At 68.2% G+C, this 18,984-nt stretch carries 20 protein-coding genes and 2 tRNA genes; 12 read left to right on the top strand and 10 right to left on the bottom strand.

Annotated elements, in window-relative coordinates; all coding sequences use genetic code 11:
• Window positions 1-30: 30 nt before the first annotated feature.
• The 9 genes from KCG34_RS04715 to pobA all read right to left on the bottom strand — a co-directional run bounded on the left by KCG34_RS04715 (window position 31) and on the right by pobA (window position 9,423).
• Window positions 31-1,995, bottom strand: a complete 1,965-nt coding sequence (locus KCG34_RS04715; protein ID WP_249138220.1) for a methyl-accepting chemotaxis protein — start codon at window positions 1,993-1,995, stop codon at window positions 31-33.
• Between the two features lie 393 nt (window positions 1,996-2,388).
• On the bottom strand, window positions 2,389-2,940 hold the full coding sequence (locus KCG34_RS04710) for a MarR family winged helix-turn-helix transcriptional regulator (protein WP_211939240.1): 552 nt from the start codon (window positions 2,938-2,940) through the stop codon (window positions 2,389-2,391).
• 164 nt (window positions 2,941-3,104) lie between these two features.
• Entirely contained in the window at window positions 3,105-4,304 is a 1,200-nt protein-coding gene (gene pcaDC, locus KCG34_RS26205; protein WP_211939239.1) for a bifunctional 3-oxoadipate enol-lactonase/4-carboxymuconolactone decarboxylase PcaDC, read from the bottom strand.
• Window positions 4,304-5,413, bottom strand: a complete 1,110-nt coding sequence (pcaB, locus tag KCG34_RS04700; protein WP_249138219.1) for a 3-carboxy-cis,cis-muconate cycloisomerase — start codon at window positions 5,411-5,413, stop codon at window positions 4,304-4,306. The genes pcaDC and pcaB overlap by 1 nt, the downstream gene beginning before the upstream one ends.
• A gap of 58 nt (window positions 5,414-5,471) precedes the next feature.
• Window positions 5,472-6,140, bottom strand: coding sequence for a protocatechuate 3,4-dioxygenase subunit alpha (pcaG, locus tag KCG34_RS04695; protein WP_211939238.1), 669 nt, complete (start codon window positions 6,138-6,140; stop codon window positions 5,472-5,474).
• Window positions 6,141-6,142: 2 nt separating this feature from the next.
• Window positions 6,143-6,841, bottom strand: coding sequence for a protocatechuate 3,4-dioxygenase subunit beta (gene pcaH, locus KCG34_RS04690; RefSeq protein WP_211939237.1), 699 nt, complete (start codon window positions 6,839-6,841; stop codon window positions 6,143-6,145).
• The gene (locus KCG34_RS04685; protein ID WP_211939236.1) at window positions 6,838-7,506 is read right to left on the bottom strand and encodes a 3-oxoacid CoA-transferase subunit B; all 669 of its coding nucleotides are present in this window, start codon (window positions 7,504-7,506) and stop codon (window positions 6,838-6,840) included. The genes pcaH and KCG34_RS04685 overlap by 4 nt, the downstream gene beginning before the upstream one ends.
• The gene (locus KCG34_RS04680) at window positions 7,506-8,225 is read right to left on the bottom strand and encodes a CoA transferase subunit A (RefSeq protein ID WP_211939235.1); all 720 of its coding nucleotides are present in this window, start codon (window positions 8,223-8,225) and stop codon (window positions 7,506-7,508) included. Before KCG34_RS04680 ends, KCG34_RS04685 begins: the two co-directional genes overlap by 1 nt.
• Window positions 8,226-8,247: 22 nt before the next feature.
• Window positions 8,248-9,423: a 4-hydroxybenzoate 3-monooxygenase gene (gene pobA, locus KCG34_RS04675; protein ID WP_211939233.1), complete on the bottom strand. Its 1,176-nt coding sequence runs from the start codon at window positions 9,421-9,423 to the stop codon at window positions 8,248-8,250.
• Between the two features lie 180 nt (window positions 9,424-9,603).
• Here pobA and KCG34_RS04670 point away from each other — a divergent pair, with 180 nt between their 5' ends.
• On the top strand, window positions 9,604-10,464 hold the full coding sequence (locus tag KCG34_RS04670) for a helix-turn-helix domain-containing protein (protein WP_249138218.1): 861 nt from the start codon (window positions 9,604-9,606) through the stop codon (window positions 10,462-10,464).
• A gap of 56 nt (window positions 10,465-10,520) precedes the next feature.
• Here KCG34_RS04670 and KCG34_RS04665 read toward each other — a convergent pair.
• Window positions 10,521-10,595, bottom strand: a tRNA-Thr gene (locus KCG34_RS04665).
• A 334-nt stretch (window positions 10,596-10,929) separates the two neighbouring features.
• Between KCG34_RS04665 and murA the strand changes: the two genes are divergently transcribed.
• From murA to KCG34_RS04610, 11 genes are all read left to right on the top strand, one after another.
• Window positions 10,930-12,225: a UDP-N-acetylglucosamine 1-carboxyvinyltransferase gene (gene murA, locus KCG34_RS04660; protein WP_211939231.1), complete on the top strand. Its 1,296-nt coding sequence runs from the start codon at window positions 10,930-10,932 to the stop codon at window positions 12,223-12,225.
• Window positions 12,226-12,235: 10 nt separating this feature from the next.
• Window positions 12,236-12,667, top strand: coding sequence for a DUF2948 family protein (locus tag KCG34_RS04655; RefSeq protein ID WP_211939230.1), 432 nt, complete (start codon window positions 12,236-12,238; stop codon window positions 12,665-12,667).
• Between the two features lie 52 nt (window positions 12,668-12,719).
• Window positions 12,720-14,006 carry a histidinol dehydrogenase gene (gene hisD, locus KCG34_RS04650; RefSeq protein WP_211939229.1) on the top strand — a complete coding sequence of 429 codons (1,287 nt, stop codon included), beginning with the start codon at window positions 12,720-12,722 and terminating at the stop codon, window positions 14,004-14,006.
• A 120-nt stretch (window positions 14,007-14,126) separates the two neighbouring features.
• Window positions 14,127-14,603: a UPF0262 family protein gene (locus KCG34_RS04645; protein ID WP_211939228.1), complete on the top strand. Its 477-nt coding sequence runs from the start codon at window positions 14,127-14,129 to the stop codon at window positions 14,601-14,603.
• A 2-nt stretch (window positions 14,604-14,605) separates the two neighbouring features.
• Window positions 14,606-15,052 (top strand): arsenate reductase ArsC, encoded by a 447-nt coding sequence (locus tag KCG34_RS04640; RefSeq protein WP_211939227.1) that lies wholly within the window; start codon window positions 14,606-14,608, stop codon window positions 15,050-15,052.
• Window positions 15,053-15,144: 92 nt separating this feature from the next.
• Window positions 15,145-15,363, top strand: a complete 219-nt coding sequence (gene infA, locus KCG34_RS04635) for a translation initiation factor IF-1 (protein ID WP_211939226.1) — start codon at window positions 15,145-15,147, stop codon at window positions 15,361-15,363.
• 89 nt (window positions 15,364-15,452) lie between these two features.
• On the top strand, window positions 15,453-16,040 hold the full coding sequence (locus KCG34_RS04630; protein WP_211939225.1) for a Maf family protein: 588 nt from the start codon (window positions 15,453-15,455) through the stop codon (window positions 16,038-16,040).
• Window positions 16,037-17,080: a ribonuclease E/G gene (locus tag KCG34_RS04625; RefSeq protein ID WP_211939224.1), complete on the top strand. Its 1,044-nt coding sequence runs from the start codon at window positions 16,037-16,039 to the stop codon at window positions 17,078-17,080. Before KCG34_RS04630 ends, KCG34_RS04625 begins: the two co-directional genes overlap by 4 nt.
• Entirely contained in the window at window positions 17,077-17,256 is a 180-nt protein-coding gene (locus KCG34_RS04620; RefSeq protein WP_211939223.1) for a DNA gyrase inhibitor YacG, read from the top strand. The genes KCG34_RS04625 and KCG34_RS04620 overlap by 4 nt, the downstream gene beginning before the upstream one ends.
• 75 nt (window positions 17,257-17,331) lie before the next feature.
• Window positions 17,332-17,407 (top strand) — tRNA-Phe (locus KCG34_RS04615).
• A gap of 390 nt (window positions 17,408-17,797) precedes the next feature.
• Window positions 17,798-18,973, top strand: a complete 1,176-nt coding sequence (locus tag KCG34_RS04610) for a tetratricopeptide repeat protein (protein ID WP_211939222.1) — start codon at window positions 17,798-17,800, stop codon at window positions 18,971-18,973.
• Window positions 18,974-18,984: the final 11 nt, after the last annotated feature.

The following is an 18,984-nucleotide window of genomic DNA, read 5'->3' as shown; positions in this document are numbered from 1 at the left end:
GGGATGGGCGAGGGGAGCATCAGCTCCGCCTCAGAACTCCTCCCAGGTGTCCCGGTCCTGGGCGACGGCCAGGTTGGACTTGGCGAAGCTGGCCACGCGCCCTTGAGCGGCATGGACGGGGTTGGCGGCCGGCCGGCGCGGGGGCGGTGCGCCGGCTCGGCCGCCACCGCTCACCTGGAAGCCGCGGGTCAGGCTTTCCAGAGAGCGGGATTCATTGGCCAGGCTGTGGCTGGCGGCGGTGGACTCCTCGACCATGGCGGCGTTCTGCTGGGTCATCTGGTCCATCTGGTTGACGGCGGTGTTGACCTGGGAAAGGCCGGTGGCCTGTTCCTGGGTGGAGTGGGTGATCTCCTCGACGATGGCGTTGATCTCGGCCACCTGGTCGGTGATGCGGCGCAGGGCCTCGCCTGCCTCGCCCACCAGCTGCACGCCCTGGCCGACTTCGCCGGCGGAGGCGGTGATCAGGCCCTTGATCTCCTTGGCCGCGTCGGCCGAGCGCTGGGCCAGGGCCCGCACTTCCTGGGCCACGACGGCAAAGCCGCGGCCAGCCTCGCCCGCCCGGGCCGCCTCGACCCCGGCGTTGAGGGCCAGAAGGTTGGTCTGGAAGGCGATCTCGTCGATCACCCCGATGATCTGGCTGATCTGGCTGGAGGAGCGTTCGATGGCGCTCATGGCCTTGACCGCGCCTTCCACCACCTCGCCGGAGGCCTCGGCGTCGCCCTTGGCCTTGGCCACCACGCTTCGGGCGTGCTGGGCGCCCTCGGCGGTCTTCTTCACCGTGGCGGTGATCTCGTCCAGGGCCGCGGCGGTTTCTTCCAGGCTGGCCGCCTGCTGCTCGGTGCGGCGGGACATGTCGTCGGCGGCCTGGGTGATCTGGCCGGCGCCGGAGCTGATCGCCTGGGCCGAGCCGACCACCTGGCCGACCGCGCCCTCGAGCTTGGCCACGGCGGCGTTGAAGTCGTGGCGCAGCTTTTCGTATTCGCCGGTGAAGGCGGCGTCGATGCGATGGGTCAGGACCCCGTCGGCCAGGGCGCCCAGGCCGGACGCCAGGGCCTCGACCACCTTGGCCAGTTCGGCGGCCCGGGCGGCGCGCTCGCGCTCGGCGGCCCGGCGCTCGGCCTCGGACTGGTCGCGCAGGCCCGCGGCCTCGGCCTCCATGGCCTCGGCCTTCAGGGCATTGTCCTTGAACACCTGCACCGCCTTGGCCATGGCCCCGACCTCGTCGGCGCGCTCCTGGCCCTCGATCACCACCTTCAGGTCGCCATTGGCCAGGGCCTTCATCCGCTCGCCGACCTTGACCAGCGGCCCCGAGACCTTGGCGCCGACGATCCAGGCCGAGATGCCGAGCCCGCCCAGGATCGAGAGCAGGCCCAGGCCGATCATCATGGCGATGGTCTGCTGCGACTGGCGCTTCAGGGTCTCGACGACCACTTCGTCGTCGGCCTCTTCCTTGTGGTTGAAGGCCTGCACCTCGTTGGAAAAGGCGCTGATGTGGCCGTCCAGGTCTTCCATCTCCTTGGCGGCGACGGCCATCTGGTCGAGATCCTTCGCCGACAGCTTCGAGCCGACGGCCAGGCCCGGCACCGCGTCGCCGATCGCCTTAGGCGCCTTGGTCTCTTCGAAGATGGCGTCGAACCTCTGCTTGAAGGCTGCGTAGGTGTCCGCCTTGTCCGGGTTCAGCTTGGTGGCCTCGTCCAGGGCCTTCTCGGCCTGTTCCTTGGCCGTGGCGTAGTGATCCTCGACATCCTTGTGACGCGGATCGGCCGGGTCGTAGACCACGATGCCATAGACGTCGCGGTCGAGTTCGTTGGCGATGCGCAGGACGCGGTTCACGCGCAGGATGGCTGGATCCACGCCGGAAGTGATCTGGCCATAGCGGTGGGTCAGGTCGTTCAGTTTCAGCGTGGCGCCGGCGACGACACAGGCGAACACTGCGGCCATGCCGACCAGCGGGATCAGGACCTTGGTCCTCAGTTTCAGATCATCGAAGCTCATGAGGACCCCTTCCGCGCCATCTGCTCGTAGCTCTTCAGTAACGCTCGCCACAGTTGGAAAGCGCTTTCCAATTTTTGCCTGGATTAGTCAGAAGTTCAGCGTCGCCGCGCGATATATTCGCGTGGCGTCGTAATCAGTTACTTTTCTGCTGTGCGGCAGGTCTCCGCTTCACCTTGCGAGTTCGCTTCGACCGCGTACCCATGGCGCGGAGGAGGCTAATGGGTGGTTAATGCACAGGTCCCCATCCTGGGGCGCGGCGGGTTGCAGAGCGCGCGCTTCGATAACTCTTTTAAATCGTTGAATTTATTTTCTCTTGCAGCCCGAGGGTGCGACAATCTGCGCGTGCAGGCTGCGGATGGGCCCCTTCTGGGCCGACCGGCCGCGAGCCTCGGTCTAGGAGACGATCGCCGTCTTGGACAGGCTGGCGCCGCTTTCGCTCTGGCGGTCGACGAACTGGCCGCCGCGCGGTTCCAGCTTGGCCGCGAGCATCAGTTCGGCGGCGATGATCTGGGCCTGAAGCTCGTCGTCGACGCCCTCGATCAGCGTGGCGTTGTGCGCAGACACGATGTCCCTGGCCCGGCTGAAGATCTCGGCGCCTTCCGGGGTCAGGTCGATGAAGACCTGGCGCCGGTCCTCCGAGTCCTTGCTGCGTGCGACCCATCCCGCTCTCACCAGATGGTCGATGGTCCGTGAGAGGGTGGTGCGGTCGAGCGGGCTGTGGCTGGCGAACAGCGACATAGTGCAGGGGCCGAAGGCGTCGATCATGGCCAGGGCCCGATAGCGCCCGACATTCAGCTGCAGCGGCTGCAGCCGCCGGTCCAGCTCTGCATCGCGAAGCTGGGAGACCACGGTCAGGAGGTGGAACAGATAGTCGGCCGAACCTACCGCCGCTCGGGGCGCAGCCATCCTCCCGGCGCGGGCTTCGGGGGCGGCGGCCGCGGTCAAGGTGGATTTCAATCGAAGCGACGATCTCAAAGCGAGGTCTGCCTCCCGTTGACGGCCTACTACGCCCGAGTCGCCGCCATGCGACTAGGAGCGGGCGCATCCCTTAATGGAGTCTGTACGCGTGCGGAGCCAGACGGCGCATTGTCACGGCCCTGGGGGCCGCTTCAACCCGAATTGGGTGTTTCGGCCTCGAGACCGCGGATCACCGCCGCAGCTTCGGCGAAGGCGGTGTTGGCGGCGGGCACGCCGGCATAGATGGCCGACTGCATCAGGACTTCCTTCAGTTCGTCCTCGGTGAAGCCGCCCTGTTCCAGGCCGGCCCTCACATGCAGGCGAAACTCCTCCCAGCGGCCGAGGGCGGTGGTGATGGCGATCACGATCAGCCGCCGGGTGCGATGATCCAGGCCGGGGCGGCCCCAGATCTCCTGCCAGGCGTAGCGGGTGATCATGGCCTGGAAGTCGGCGTTGAACGGGGTGCGAGACGAGAGGGATCGGTCGACCCAGGCGTCGCCCAAGACCTTGCGGCGGACCTTCAGCCCGGCCTCGAACAGGGTCTCAGCGGCCTCGCCGGTCGCTTGCTCGGCCAGGCCCGAGACGAAGCCCCGGATCGCGCCGGCGAACGCGGTCGGCGCCTCGACGCAGGCCAGGTGGGCGGCGTCCAGCGCTGCGGCCTGTGCGCCCTCTATCCGGGCCAGGAGCTGGTCGGCGTGGCCCGCATAAGGGGTGGAGATATCCTGCCGGCCATGGATCACGAGGGTCGGCGCCTGGATGGCGCTGATCCGGCCGATCAGGTCCATGTCGCGGATGGCCGCCCCGCAGGCGGCATAACCGCACGGGTTCATGGCGAGGAGGCCGGCTCGAGCGGTATCGGTGACTTCGGGATGATGGCTGACGAACCCTTCCGAGAAGAAGCGCGCCATGGCGCCGTCGACGATCGCGGCGAGGCCTTGCGTGCGCACCGTTTCCACCCGCTGGGTCCAAAGGGCCTTGTCCATCTGGGGCGAGGTGCAGGCCAGGATCAGGGCCTCGATCCGGCGCGGCGCCTGCAGCGCCAGGGTCATGGCGATCATGCCACCGAGCGAGAGGCCGCAGACGCAGGCGCGCTCGACCCCGGCCGCATCCATCACCACCTGGGCGTCCCGCGCCAAGGTCTCCAGGCTGTAGTCGTCGGGGGGCGCATCGGATGCGCCGTGTCCGCGGGTGTCCATCCGCAGCAGGCGGAACTGGGGCAGGAGGTGCGGGGCCGCCCTGTCCCACAGGCTCATGTCTGTGCCGATGGAGTTGAGCAGCAGCAGCACTGGCTTGCCCGCCGCGCCCTCCAGCTTCCAGTAGAGCCGCACCCCGCCATTGTCCGCAAAGGCCATCAGGCTTCCTTTCGGTAGTGATCGAGCGCCCGCCGGACCAGGGTGACGGACTGGCCGACGTCATGTCCGACCCGGGCGGCGGCTAGGTTGCGGGCCATGGCTTCGGTGTCGACCTCCAGCCCCTGGATCACCGGGGTGATCGCCGTCAGCGCCCCGTCCGCAAGCTCGAACAGGCTGGCCAGGGCGGGCGCCTCCGCCTGCCAGCCGCCCAGACCGCGCTCATGCTCCTGCGGCAGGCCGGCGAGGATGCCGGCGACAAGACCCGGCGCGCGGGTCGCCGCCGACAGCGCCACCTGGCATCCGGTGGGATTGCGCTTGTGGGCCATGGCCGAGGAGCCGCCGCGACCGGCGACACGGGGTTCGAAGGCCTCGGCGACCTCGTTCTGGGCCAGCAGCGACAGATCCCGCGCGATCTTGCCGACTTCGCCGACCTGGATGGCCAGCGCCGCAGCGAGGCCCGCCATGCCTTCACGGTTGGCGTGCCAGGGCAGGGGCGGCGCTTTGAGGCCGAGTTGGGCCGCCATGCGGTCTGTGACGGCGAGTTCGAGCCCGGCCAGGGTCCCGGCGGCGCCGCCGAGCTGGAGCTGCAGGGCGTGGGCGGCCTCCCGCTCGAAACGGCGGCGTGCGCCGTCGACGCCGACCAGCCAGCCGGCCGCCTTGAGCCCGAAGGTGATCGGCAGCGCGCCTTGCAGCAGGGTCCGGCCCAGCATGGGCGTCTCGGCATGCGTTTCGGCCAGGTCGGCCAAAGCGTGAGTCAGGTTGCGCGCCTGGGCCAGGACCAGGTCGCTCCCGGCGCGCGCCTGCAGCATCAGGGCGGTGTCGGCCAGGTCCTGGCTGGTGGCGCCCTTGTGTACGAGCTGCGACGCCGCCGGATCGCGCTCGGCCAGCAGGCCGCGCAGGCGCGCGACCAGCGGAATGGCCAGGGTCCCGGCATGGGCCGCCTCTTCGGCCAGCTCTGCAATGTCGAACACAGCGCCAGCGCAGACCTCAGCGATCGCCTCCGCCGCTGTGGCCGGAATCAGACCTTCGGCAGCCTCGGCGCGGGCGAGGGCGGCCTCGAAGGCGAGGGCGGCGCGCAGCAGCGTCTCATCGCCGAGGGCGGCGAGCATGGCGGGGGTGGTCGCCGGTCGGTCCCGAAGCAGCGAGGCCAGGGCAGGCTCCTTGAGATCAGCAGTCGAAGAACACCGTTTCGTGCTCGCCCTGCAGGCGGATGTCAAAGCGCCAGGTTTGGGGTTCGCCCTCGACCGGTCGCGCGATCAGGGTCGCGCGCCGCGCGGCCGGGACCAGCGCCAGGATCGGGTCCTCGTCATTGCCGGGTCCGCCCTCGAAATAGAGCCGGGTGACCAGGCGCTTGATCAGCCCGCGACCGAACACGCCAATGGCGATGTGCGGCGCCTGCTGACTGTTGCCGGGGCCGGGAACGCGGCCCGGCAGAACCGTGCGGAAACGGAAGCCGCCGTCGTCGCCGGTGGAGGCGCGACCGAAGCCGGTGAAGCCCTCGTCCAGCGCCAGCTCGCCCCGGTCGTCGGCCGGGCTGTCGTAGCGGCCGGCGGCGTTGGCCTGCCAGATCTCGATCATGGCGTCCGGAACCGGCGCGCCGGCCGCATCGAACACCTGGCCGACGATCTCGATCTTCTGGCCGGCGATCGCGCCGCGCTCCCGAGGCTCGGCCAGCACATAGTTCTCGTCCGGCATCAGTTCCGGCCGTGCGCCCAGGTCCGAGCGGCCGGTCAGGTCGGCGCCGCCCTTCCAGGGCAGGCCGTAGTGGAAGAACGGGCCGACGGTCTGCCAGGGGGTCTGGCCGAACAGTTCGGGGCTCTGGTTGTCCTGGGCCATGATCAGAGTCCCATGGGCGTGGCCGCAGGGCCGCGCAGCACAATGTCGAACAGATAACCCAGGGCCCATTCCGGCTGGGTGGTGGCGAGGTCGAAGCGCGAGACCATCCGCTGGCGATAGGGCTCGGGCACGGCGCCGGCGATGGGGTCGATCGGAATCAGGGGATCGTCCGGGAAGTACATCTGCGTCACCAGCCGGGTGGCGAAGGCCGGTCCCAGCAGCGACAGGTGGATGTGTGACGGCCGCCAGGCGTTGTGGTGGTTCTTCCACGGATAGGCGCCCGGCCGCACGGTGACATAGCGATAGCGGCCTTCCGTGTCGGTGATCACACGACCCGCGCCGGTGAAATTGGGGTCCAGCGGCGCGTCCCACTGGTCCTTCTTGTGGATGTAGCGGCCGGCGGCGTTGGCCTGCCAGATCTCGACCACGGTGTTGGGAACCGGTCGGCCGGCCTCGTCCAGCACCCGGCCGGAGACGATGATCCGCTGGCCCAGAGGCTCTCCGGCGTGCTGCTTGGTCAGGTCGGCCATCGCCCCGCCCATCAGCCGGCTCCAGTCGGCGGGGCCGGTGGTCTCGGTCAGGGTCTGGGGGATGCGCACCAGCGGCTGACGCGGCGATCGCGCCACGGTGGATGCGTAGGGCGGATGCAGCGACGGCGGCTGGCCGGCGTCCTCGCGCGCATATTCGATGGTTTCGCTCATTCCGCAGCCTCCAGGGCGATCTCGAAGTGGGCCTCGGTCTTGGCCCGCACCTCGTCGAGTCCGACGCTTGGCGCCAGCTCGACCAGGATCAGGCCGCCGGCCTTGCGGTCGACGTCGAACACGGAGAGGTCGGTGATGATCCGGTCGACGCACCCGGCGCCGGTCAGCGGCAGGGCGCACCGCTTCAGCACCTTGGACTGGCCGGCCTTGTTGGCGTGCTCCATGACCACGATCACGCGCTTGACCCCGGCGACCAGGTCCATGGCCCCGCCCATGCCCTTCAGCATCTTGCCGGGGATGGTCCAGTTGGCGATGTCGCCGTTCTCGGCCACCTCCATGGCGCCCAGGATGGTCAGGTCGATATGTCCGCCGCGGATCATGGCGAAGCTGTCGGCGGACGAGAAGAAGGATGAGGTCTCGAGCTCGGTGATGGTCTGCTTGCCGGCGTTGATCAGGTCGGCGTCCTCTTCGCCCTCGAAAGGGAAGGGGCCCATGCCCAGCATGCCGTTCTCGCTCTGCAGGGTGACGCTGACGCCGTCGGGGATGTAGTTGGCGACAAGCGTCGGGATGCCGATGCCGAGATTGACGTAGAAGCCGTCCTTCAGTTCGCGCGCGGCGCGCTCGGCCATCTGTTCGCGGGTCCATCCTTTTTGCAGGGGGGCCATCAGACGGCTTCCTTCTCGGGACGCGGCCGGGTGGTCACCCGCTCGATGCGCTTGTCGTAGCGCGCGCCCTTGATGATGCGGTCGACATAGATGCCGGGGGTATGGATGTTGTCGGCGCCCAGGGCGCCGGCTTCGACGATCTCCTCGACCTCGACGATGGTGACCTTGCCGGCGGTGGCCATCACCGGATTGAAGTTCCGCGCGGTCTTCCGATAGACGAGGTTGCCCTCCGGGTCGGCCTTCCAGGCCTTGACGATGGCGAGGTCCGCCCTCAGCCAGCGTTCGCGCACATAGAGTTCGCCCTCGAACTCCTCGACCGGCTTGCCCTCGGCCACCACGGTGCCGACGCCGGTCTTGGTGTAGAAGGCCGGGATGCCGGCGCCGCCGGCGCGGATCCGCTCGGCCAGGGTGCCCTGAGGGTTCAGCTCCAGCTCCAGTTCGCCGGACAGATAGAGCTGCTCGAACAGCTTGTTCTCCCCGACATAGGAGCTGATCATCTTCTTGATCTGCCCGTTGTTCAGCAGCATCCACAGGCCGAAGCCGTCGGCGCCGCAGTTGTTCGAGATCACCGTCAGGTTCTTCACCCCGGCGTCCTTGATCGCCGGGATCAGGTTTTCGGGGTTGCCGGACAGGCCGAAGCCGCCGGACATGATGGTCATGCCGTCGAACAGCACGCCCTCCAAGGCGGCCTCCGGGCTGTCATAGATCTTGCGGCTCATAGGGCTCTCTCAGGAGGCTCAGTCAGGCGAGGGGCAGGCCGACATAGTTCTCGGCCAAGGTGGTCTGGGCGGCGCGGGAGCCGCGGATGTAGTCCAGCTCCGCCAACTGCATCTTGCGGGCGAAACTGTCCATGTCGGGGAAGCGGTGGGTGAGACCGGTGAACCACCAGGAGAACCGCTCGGCCTTCCACACCCGGGCTAGCGCCCGGCGGGCGTAGCCGTCCAGGCCACAGGCTTCGCCCTCGCCGTACCAGCGGATCAAGGCGTCGGACAGGATGGCCACGTCCGAGGCGGCCAGGTTCAGCCCCTTGGCGCCGGTGGGCGGGACGATGTGGGCGGCGTCCCCGGCCAGGAACAGGCGGCCGTGGCGCATGGTCTCGCAGACGAAGCTGCGGAGCGGTGCGATGCTCTTCTCGATCGACGGGCCGCGGGTCATGTGGCTGGCGGCCTCGGGGCCGAGGCGTGTCGCCAGCTCGTCCCAGATGCGCTCGTCCGGCCAGTCCTCCAGCCGCTCATCCAGGCCACACTGGACATAGTAGCGGCTGCGGGTGGGCGAGCGCATGCTGGCCAGGGCGAAGCCGCGCTCATGATTGGAGTAGGTCAATTCCTCGCCGCAGGGCGGCACATCGGCCAGTATGCCCAGCCAGCCGAAGGGATAGACCCGCTCGAACGCGGCCAGGCGCTCTTCGGGGATCGAGCGACGGCTGACCCCATGGAAGCCGTCGCAGCCGGCGATGAAGTCGCAGTCCAGCCGCCGGGCCTGGCCATCCTTGGTGAAGGTGACGAAGGGGCGGTCGCTTTCGATATCGTGCAGGGCCACGTCCTGCGCCTCGAACACCAGCGGCGTATTGCGCTCCAGGCACGCCTCGATCAGGTCGTGGGTGACCTCCGTCTGGCCATAGACCATCACCTTGGAGCCCGCGGTCAGGCCAGTCATGTCGATGCGGAAGGTCGAGCCGTCGACCGCCAGGTTGAAGCCGTCGTGGGGCAGGCCCTCGCGGCGCATGCGGGCGTCGACGCCGACGCGGGCCAGAAGGTCGACGGTGATCTGTTCCAGGATGCCGGCGCGGATACGGCTTTCCACATAGGCGCGGTCGTGGCGCTCCAGCACCACGCAGTCGATCCCGGCGCCCTGCAAGAGCTGGGACAGGAGCAGCCCTGCCGGTCCGGCGCCGATGATGGCCACCTGGGTGTGCATCGATCCTCCCATGCCTCGGAGGCTCTTTTCCGCCTCCGCGATAGCCCGAGAATAGCCGCCCGCGCGCTCCCGGCGATGGACAGAGCGCGCATAAAATTGGACTATTCTTGCAAATGATACACCCGTGCATGGCGCGGCTGGCGTCGGTGAGGACGATCCGTCGTGTTACAAGATTCTGTAGTGCCGAGCTTTTTCCTGTTTGGAGAAGCGCCGCAGGAGGTCTCCGACCGCTTCATTCACCTGGAGGCCTTGGACGATCGCAGCCGTCCGAGCCACTGGAACATCCGCGCCCATGCCCATGCCGAACTGAACCACGTCTTCCTGATCGAGACCGGCGGCGGGGAGATGTTCGCCGAGGCGCAGCGCATTCCTTTCGTCGCACCATGCCTGTTGGTGATCCCGGCCGGCGTGGTGCACGGCTTCGCCTATGAGCCCGAAACCACCGGCAGGGTCCTGACCATGGCCGAGGCCTATCTGCGCGACCTGATGCGTCGCGAGTCGGGCTTTCGCGCCCTGTTCGGCGGTTCGGCGGCCCAGCTGCCGCTGGCGGCCGATCACGACGTCGGCGACTGCCTGGCTCGGCTGCACCGCGAACTGGCCTGGACCGCGCCAGGCCACGGCGCGGCGGTGGAGGCGCAGCTGCTTTCGGTGCTGGTCACCGCCCTGCGCGCCAGCCACGAGGCCGCCGACGCCGCGCCGGCCGAAGATCTCAGCGCCGCGCGCCTGGTGGCCCGGTTCCGAGAGGCGGTGGAGGCCGATTATCGCTCCGGCGCTGCGGTCGACGCCTATGCCGAACGGCTCGGGGTGACGCCCACCCGCTTGCGCCGCGCCTGCTGGTCGGCGGCGCGCACCACGCCCTCGAGGCTGATCCAGGACCGCCTGCTGCTCGAGGCCAAGCGGGCGCTGCTCTATTCGAACATGACCGTGGCCGAGACCGCCTACTACCTGGGATTCGACGATCCGGCCTATTTCTCGAGGTTCTTCGCCCAGCGAGAAAGGCAATCGCCGCGCGCGTTCAGGCAGGGCGCGGGCCGCTCCTGACAATGTCGGTTGGGGAATGGCCGGAACCCAAGCCCTCGAAAAGGCTTGGGTTCCGATGGTGCCGCCGGGCAGGATTGAACTGCCGACCTCAGCCTTACCAAGGATGCGCTCTACCACTGAGCTACGGCGGCGGGATCAGGAGGCCGGGGCTATAGCGAACCTTGCCTGCGAGGTGAAGCAAAAACATTGACCGGGACGCTTTGACCCACCAACTCTTGTTGTGGATGGATCCGAACGGCCCCGAAAAACCCGCCGCGCCGCCAGCGCGAAAGCCCCCGCCCACGGCGCGTGAGGCCCGCCTGGCCGAGGCCCTGCGCGCCAATCTGCGCCGACGCAAACAGGGCGGGGCAAAAACGTCCCCATCCGAGGGCTGAGCGGGTCTTGCGCATCCCCTAGCGTCTTGTAGAAGCCAGTTCTTTGGCCCTTCGCCCCGGCGCAACGGGACGAGCCTTCTCGGGAATATCCATGGATCGAATCGCGATCTCCGGCGGCGCCCGCCTTCATGGCGAGATCCCGATCAGCGGGGCCAAGAACTCGGCCATCAAGCTGATGGCGGCCTCGCTCTTGACCGACCAGCCGCTGCGCCTGACCAACATGCCGCGCCTGGCCGACACAAGGTTCCTGGGCCAGCTGCTGCGCCGCCTGGGCGTGGAGGTGGTCGAGCGCGACGGCCCCGACGGATCCGAGACCGTGCTGCACGCGCCCGAGGTCACCAGCGCCTTCGCCCCCTATGACCTGGTGCGCCAGATGCGCGCCTCTTTCAATGTCCTGGGGCCGCTCCTGGCCCGCACCGGGCACGCCAAGGTCAGCCTGCCGGGCGGCTGTTCGATCGGCGCGCGGCCGGTGGACCTGCACCTGAAGGCCCTGGAGGCCCTGGGCGCGCACATCGACCTGCACGAAGGCTATGTCTACGCCCAGGCGCCGCGGGGCCTGAAGGGGGCCGAGATCCACTTCCCCTTCGTCTCGGTCGGGGCGACCGAGCACGCAATGCTGGCCGCGGTCCTGGCCAGGGGCGTCACCGTGCTGGAGAACGCCGCCCGCGAACCCGAGCTGGAAGACCTGGCCGAATGCCTGAACGCCATGGGCGCCAAGGTGGAAGGGGCGGGGACCTCGACCGTCACCATCACCGGGGTCACCAGCCTGCACGGCGCGACCCATTCGGTGATCCCCGACCGCATCGAGACCGGCACCTACGCCGTGGCGGTCGCCATGGCCGGGGGCGAGGTTCGCCTGACCAAGACCCGCGGCGATTTCATCCAGGCCCTCCTGGACAAGATCGAGGCCGCCGGCGCCGAGGTCGACCATACGAATGACGGGGTGATCATCCGCCGCAACGGCGCTCGGCTGCAGCCGGTCGACATCGAGACCGAGCCCTATCCGGGCCTTGCCACCGACCTGCAGGCCCAGTTCATGGCCCTGATGACCACCGCCGATGGCGAGAGCGTGATCAAGGAGACCATCTTCGAGAACCGCTTCATGCACGTGCCCGAGCTGATGCGCCTGGGCGCCGACATCACGGTCCAGGGGGGCGAGGCGCGGGTGCGCGGCGTCGAACGCCTGCAGGGGGCACAGGTGATGGCCACCGACCTGCGCGCCTCGGTCAGCCTGGTGATCGCCGGTCTGGCCGCCGAGGGCGAGACCATCGTCAACCGCGTCTATCACCTGGACCGCGGCTTCGAGCGCCTGGAGGAGAAGCTGGGCGCTTGCGGCGCCCAGGTCCGCCGCCTGAAGGGTGGCGAGGGCGTCGAGGACGAGGCTTAGAGGGACGGGCATGGCCGAGGGGCGGGGACCATTGCGTTTGCTGGCCGAGGACGCCGAGGACCTCGGCGTGATCGCGGCCGCCCTGCAGGACGCGGTCGCCAAGCTGGGCGACATCGCCTGGGAGGCCTCGGCGCGGCGCCTGACCATCGGCTTCAACCGCTATCGCTGGGAAGCAGCCTCCAAGACCCGCGAGCGGGTGCGCACCGGCCTGCAGTTCGGCGGCGTGCTGGCGGTCAGGTCGCGCAAGCTGAAGCGAGACGCTCCGAGCGCCGTGGTAGAACTCCTGACCCTGGGGTTCGAGCCCGGCGAAGCGCCAGGCGGGACGATCACCCTGACCTTCGCCGGTGGGGCGGACCTGAAGCTGGAGGTGGAGTGCGTCGAGGCCGTGCTGTCCGATGTCTCCGAAGCCTGGCCGGCGCGTCGCGCGCCGCAGCACGAATGAGGGCGGCGACATTTTCCCTTGAGTTTCGGGGCGTAATCTTCATCTAGGCCCCATGCGCCGCTTTGACACCCGAGACGCCGGCTTCGAGGCCGCCTTCGACGCCTACCTGAACGAGCGCCGCGGCCAGCCGGCCGAGGTGGACGCCGCCGCCGCCGAGATCATCGAGGGCGTGCGCACGGGCGGGCTTGCCGCGCTTCTGGACTACACCCGCCGCTTCGATCGGGCCGATCTCACCGAGCAATCGATCCGGGTCAGCGCGGCCGAGATCGAGGCCGGCGCCGCCGACTGCGCCGAGGATGTGCGCCAGGCGATCGCCTTCGCCGCCGAGCGCATCCGCGCCTATCACGAGCGCCAGCGCCCCGCCGACGCCCGCTTCGTCGACGAGGCCGGGGTCGAACTCGGCTGGCGCTGGACGCCGCTCGAGGCGGTCGGGGTCTATGTGCCCGGCGGACGTGCGGCCTATCCCTCGACCGTCTTGATGAACGCCGTCCCGGCCAAGGTCGCGGGCGTCGGCCGCATCGCCATGGTCACGCCGCCCGGCAAGCTGCAGCCTGCGGTGCTGGCGGCGGCGAAGGCGGCGGGGGTGACCGAGATCTGGCGGGTCGGCGGGGCCCATGCCTGCGCGGCCCTGGCCTACGGCGCCGGCCCGATCCGCCCAGTGGACAAGATCGTCGGTCCCGGCAACGCCTTCGTCACCGCCGCCAAGCGCCGGCTCTATGGCGTCGTGGGCATCGACGCCCTGGCCGGGCCGTCCGAGATCGTGGTGGTGGCCGACGCGGCCAACAACCCCGACTGGATCGCCGCGGACCTTCTGTCCCAGGCTGAGCACGATCCGGCCGCCCAGTCGATCCTGATCACCGACGACGCCGCCTTCGCCGCCGAGGTCGAGCAGGCGGTCGATCGGCAACTCGCGGTCCTGGCCACCGGCGAGGACGCCCGCGCCTCCTGGCGCGACCATGGCGCGGTGATCCTGTCCCCGCTGGACGCCTCGCCGGGCCTGGTGGACCGCATAGCGCCCGAGCACGTCGAGTTCGCGGTCGACGCGCCCGAGCGACTGGCCGACCGGGTACGCCATGCCGGCGCCATCTTCATGGGCCGGCACACCCCCGAAGCCATCGGCGACTATGTGGCCGGCTCCAACCACGTCCTGCCGACCAGCCGGGCGGCGAGGTTCTCCTCGGGCCTGTCGATCTACGACTTCATCAAGCGGACCTCGATCGTGAAGTGCGATCCGGCCTCGTTTGCGATCCTTGGGCCGCCGACCGTAGCCCTGGCCGAGGCCGAGGGCCTGCCGGCCCACGCGCGCTCGGCCTCGATCCGCCTCAACCCGAGAGCCTAGTGTGGCCTCGAGCCCACGGCGCGGCCGGCAATGCATTCGCCTGGATGACGAACCGGCCCCGGATGCACTAAACCTGACCTACGGCGGCGCTCGCGGCCGGCTCCCTTTGAACGGCTTTGGATGACCGAGGACAGCTCAAAGCATTTCCTGCAGAGCGTCGTGCTGGACGAAGCCTCGCTGGGCTCGATCTCGCGCGACCAGGAGCACGAGCGCCAGGTCGCTATTTTCGACCTTCTGGAAGCCAATTCCTTCAAGCCCGAGGGCGCCGAGGGCGGCCCCTACGACCTGAAGATCGCCCTGATCGACAACCGGCTGGCGCTCGACATCACCGGCCCGAACTACCAGCACCGGCACCTGCTCTCGCTGTCGCCGTTCCGCAGCGTGATCAAGGACTATTTCCTGGTCTGCGAAAGCTATTACGACGCCATCCGCAATTCGACGCCGGCGCAGATCGAGGCCTTGGACATGGGCCGCCGCGGCCTGCACAACGAGGGATCGACCTTGCTGCGCACCCGGCTGGAAGGGAAGGTCGCCACCGACCTCGACACGGCGCGGCGCCTCTTCACCCTGATCTGCGCCCTGCATTGGCGAGGCTGACGGTGGGCGATCTTCCCGGGGCCGTATTGTTCGCCTGCAACTTCAACCGCGTGCGCTCGCCGATGGCGGCGGGGTTGATGCGCCTGCTGTACGGGACCCGGGTCTATGTCGATAGCTGCGGCCTGCGGCCGGAAGAAGATATCGACCCGTTCGTGCTGCAGGTGATGGAGGAGGTCGGGGCCGACCTTTCCGCCCACCAGGCCAAGAGCTTCGAGGATCTGGCCGACGGCTCGTTCGACGTCATCGTGACCCTGACCCCCGAAGCCCAGGCCCGCGCGGCCGACTATTCGCGCGGACGCTCGGTCGAGGTCGACTATTGGGACACCGCCGATCCGACCCATGCCGAAGGCTCGCGCGAAGCGCGGCTCGCGGCCTATCGCGCCGTCCGCGACCAACTTCGAACCTACATTGTCGGCCATTTCGGCGAACCATCGACGATGGGGGGCTAATTAAGGTATGATTGCGTCAGCGAGCGGCTCGCGCACCGGCCTAGGAACCGGCGCGGGCCGTCTTGCTTTATGATCACCGCTTGAGAGGCTGTATGGCTAAAGAAGAACTTTTGGAGTTTCCGGGCACCGTCAGCGAACTGCTGCCCAACGCGACGTTCCGTGTGAAGCTTGAAAACGAACACGAAATCATCGCCCACACCGCGGGCAAGATGCGCAAGAACCGCATCCGGGTGCTGGCCGGCGACAAGGTGCTGGTCGAGATGACTCCCTATGACCTGACCAAGGGTCGCATCACCTACCGGTTCAAATAGCTGGCGCGCCCCGCCGCCAGCTTCACCGGCTTTCGGCCGACCGTGATTCGTCCGCCGGCCATGTTTTCGACGCCAGAAGTCCGGCGCTCATGACCCCGACCACCTCCTTTCTTGTCCTGGCGAGCGCCAGCCCGCGCCGCCTGGACCTGCTGCGCCAGGTGGGGCTGGAGCCGGCGCGTACGGTTCCGGCGCATCTGGACGAGACGCCTTTGCCCAGGGAGACGCCGCGGCTCGCCGCTCTGCGCCTGGCCAGGGCCAAGGCCGAGGCCGTGCGTGCGGCCGAGCCCGAGGGATTCGTCCTTGCCGCCGACACCGTTGTCGCGGTCGGCCGGCGCATGTTGCCCAAGGCCGAGACCGAGGCCGAGGCCGCCGCCTGCCTCGAGCTCCTGTCCGGCCGAGCGCACAAGGTGCTGACCGGCGTCGCCGTGATCGCCCCGGACGGGCGCTGCTCGGCCCGGCTCAGCGAGACCAAGGTCCATTTCAAGCGCCTGACCCCGGACGAGCGCCGCCGCTACCTCGCGGGCGGCGAATGGCATGGCAAGGCTGGCGGCTATGCCATTCAGGGTGAGGCGGCCGGCTTCGTCATCGACCTGCAGGGCTCCTACAGCGGGGTGGTGGGCCTGCCGCTCTATGAGACCCTCTGCCTCTTGGAAGGGCTCGGGTTTCGCCGGCCATGAGCCGCCGTAAGCTTTACCTGAACGATGCCCCCGGCGAGCGCCGCGGCGTGGTCACCCTGGGCGGCCGGCCCGAGCGGCTGATTCTCGATCGCGCCGGCGAGCCCGAGACGCCCTGGCTGGGCGGGCGCCATGTCGCTCGCCTGGCGCGCATCGAACGGGCCATCGCCAGCGCCTTCCTCGACCTCGGCGACGGCCAGGAGGCGCTGCTGGCCTTGAGCGGCGAGGCCAAGGCCCTGGCCGAGGGTCAGATCGTCGAGATCGAAATCACCGCCGAGGCCCGTCGCGGCAAGCTGGCCCTGGCGCGCTTCGTCGGGGCCGGGCAGGGGGCCGCCCGCGCCCTGAACCAGCGCCCAGACACGGCCGCGCGGCTCCAGGCCTATGTTCCTGGCGCGGCCATCGTCCAGGGCCGCGAGGCCCGCGATATGGCCGACCGCGCCGAGGCCGAGGTGCTGACCGTCGAGCACGCTCTGCCGGGCGGCGGCTCCCTGGCCATCGAGCCGACCCGGGCCCTGGTCGCCGTCGACGTCGACCTCGGCGCCCGCCAGGGCGACGCCCGCCGCATCGCTCGCCAGGTCAACCACCAGGCGCTGGAGGAGGCCGCACGCCTTTTGCGGCTGAAGGGGCTGGGCGGCTTGGTGGTCATCGACCTTGTCGGCGCCGGCCATGACGCCGCCGCCTTGAGCACCGTGGCCCGCCAGGCCTTCGCGCCGGATGAACCGGGCGTGGCGCTGGGGCCGCTCAGCCGGTTCGGGCTGCTGCAACTCGCAATTCCCTGGCGCGTGCGGCCGCTGGCCGAGCAGCTCTGTGGCGCGGGCGTTTCTGAGCCTGCGCCCGAAACCCTGGCGCTTCGCCTGCTGCGCAGCCTGGAGCGCGAGGCCGAGGCCGATCGCGGCGCTCGCTTGGTTGCGCGCTGTCACCCGGCTGTCGCCCAGGCGTCGGCGGCCTATAGTGCAGCCCTGTCGGCGCGCATCGGCGCCCGGTTCGAGATCCGGCCCGATGCCGGCCTGGCGCCCGAAGAGATGGAGATCAGCCCGCAATGAGCGCCCGCTGCCCGACTTGCGGTCGGCCGCAAACCCCGGAATTTCGACCCTTCTGCTCCAAGCGCTGCGCCGATGTGGACCTGCAGCGCTGGCTCTCCGGTCGCTATGTCATCGCCGGGAGCCGCGAGGACGAAGACGAGGACACGCCCGGCTCACCGGCCCCCAGCGACGACTAGCCGGCGCCCGTGGAAAACCGCGAAACCGGCCCTGGACAGCCGGCGGCCCCTCCCTTATAGACGGCGCTCCCAAGGGCCTGGGTAGCTCAGTTGGTAGAGCAGCGGATTGAAAATCCGCGTGTCGGTGGTTCGAATCCGCCCCCAGGCACCATCAACTTTGGGTTGCATTTTCAACTAAGGGTTATTCAACAAAATCAGATGGTTGGCCGAATCTTCGGCCCCCGGACCCAATCAGAAACACAAATTTGTTGGCTTTTTTGTTGGCCCCCTCAAACATGCGTCGGTGCCGAGGCCAACAGAATTCCGCGTTTGCGGTTTCCGTAACACGTTGAAATTGTGCCTATTCTCAAGGACTCGGATAGCGAGTCCAGAGCGCCGATGGCGGAGGTTCGATTCCCGCTACCGGAATCGAACTACACTGCGCGGGTGCCGCGTGCCGGCACGGCTTAGTCTAAAAAGCTAGCGCCAAGGCTGTCCGATGATTGACATCGTGCGCCAGCCCATTTTGTTTCCCTGATACAGACGACTTAAGGGGGCGAGGGTGAGGTTCAACCCTTCTGTGATTGTATTGGGCTGCCTGCTGGCCCTACCGGCGTTAGGGACTGCGGTTGGGGGACCGCTGGAGGATGGAAAGGCTGCATTTGAACACGGCGACTATGCGACAGCGATCAAGCTGCTGCTGCCATTAGCGCGTTCTGGCGACGCATCGGCGCAGTACGACGTTGGAACCCTCTACATCAATGGCCTAGGGGTTCCTCAAAATCTCGTCGAGGGACAAAAATGGTTGCATCGAGCCGCCGACCAAGGATTGGCGGAGGCCCAATCTAACATCGGTTCCTTGTACGACCGCGGTCTCGGCGTGAACCCCGACCCCGTTGCAGCCGCGTCTTGGTATCGCAAAGCGGCCGACCAGGGTTATGACGAGGCGCAGTTCAACCTAGCGGTCTTTTACCGCGATGGGCGCGGGGTCTCGCAGGACTATTCCCTCGCCGCAGAGTGGTGGCAAAAGGCGGCCGACAAGGGCTACGCCGATGCCCAATACGCGCTTTCATTGGCTTATGACCAAGGTCAGGGGGTTTCGAAAGACCATGCCAAGGCGATAGCCTGGCTGCGAAAGAGTGCTGAGGGCGGAAGCCGGTACGGCCAGACTGCTCTTGCGGATCTCTATCAAAGGAAGGGAGTTGATGGGCCGCCAGACATAGCAGCGGCGATCGGCTGGTATCGCAAGGCGGCGGATCAGGGATATGCGCCTGCGCAACTAAGCCTGGCTCAGCTCTACGATAACGGTGAAGGTGTTGCACGAGACTGGGGCGTCGCCTTCGATCTCTATCAAAAAGCGGCCTGCCAGGAAGACCCTGTCGCGCAATTCCACATGAGTGTGATGTACTACTCTGGGTGGGGTGTCAGTCGAAGCTTGCCCGGTGCGTGGGTCTGGATGGACAGGGCAATTTCTCGATTTCCCGAGAGTGATGCCACAAACCGGACCGCGGCGACAACAAACCGTGACCTGATCGCTTCACAGATGAATCCAAGCGAGGCGGCCGTGGCTCAGAACCTGAAGCGCACGTTTGACTTTGCGTGCCCGCATATTCGCTTTGTTCGTTTGCGCTCGAAAATGCCGCCACTCGTCACGACGGCCGAGCCCGGTCAGCTCAAGGATGGAGCTTGGGTCGTTGAGATGCCCGCCGTTCCTCCGGCACAACGATCAACACCGTGAGCGCCGCGCCT

Origin of the sequence: Phenylobacterium montanum (genome assembly GCF_018135625.1) — a bacterium.
Taxonomy (GTDB): domain Bacteria; phylum Pseudomonadota; class Alphaproteobacteria; order Caulobacterales; family Caulobacteraceae; genus Poindextera; species Poindextera montana.
This window is presented reverse-complemented; position numbering and strand designations above follow the sequence as displayed.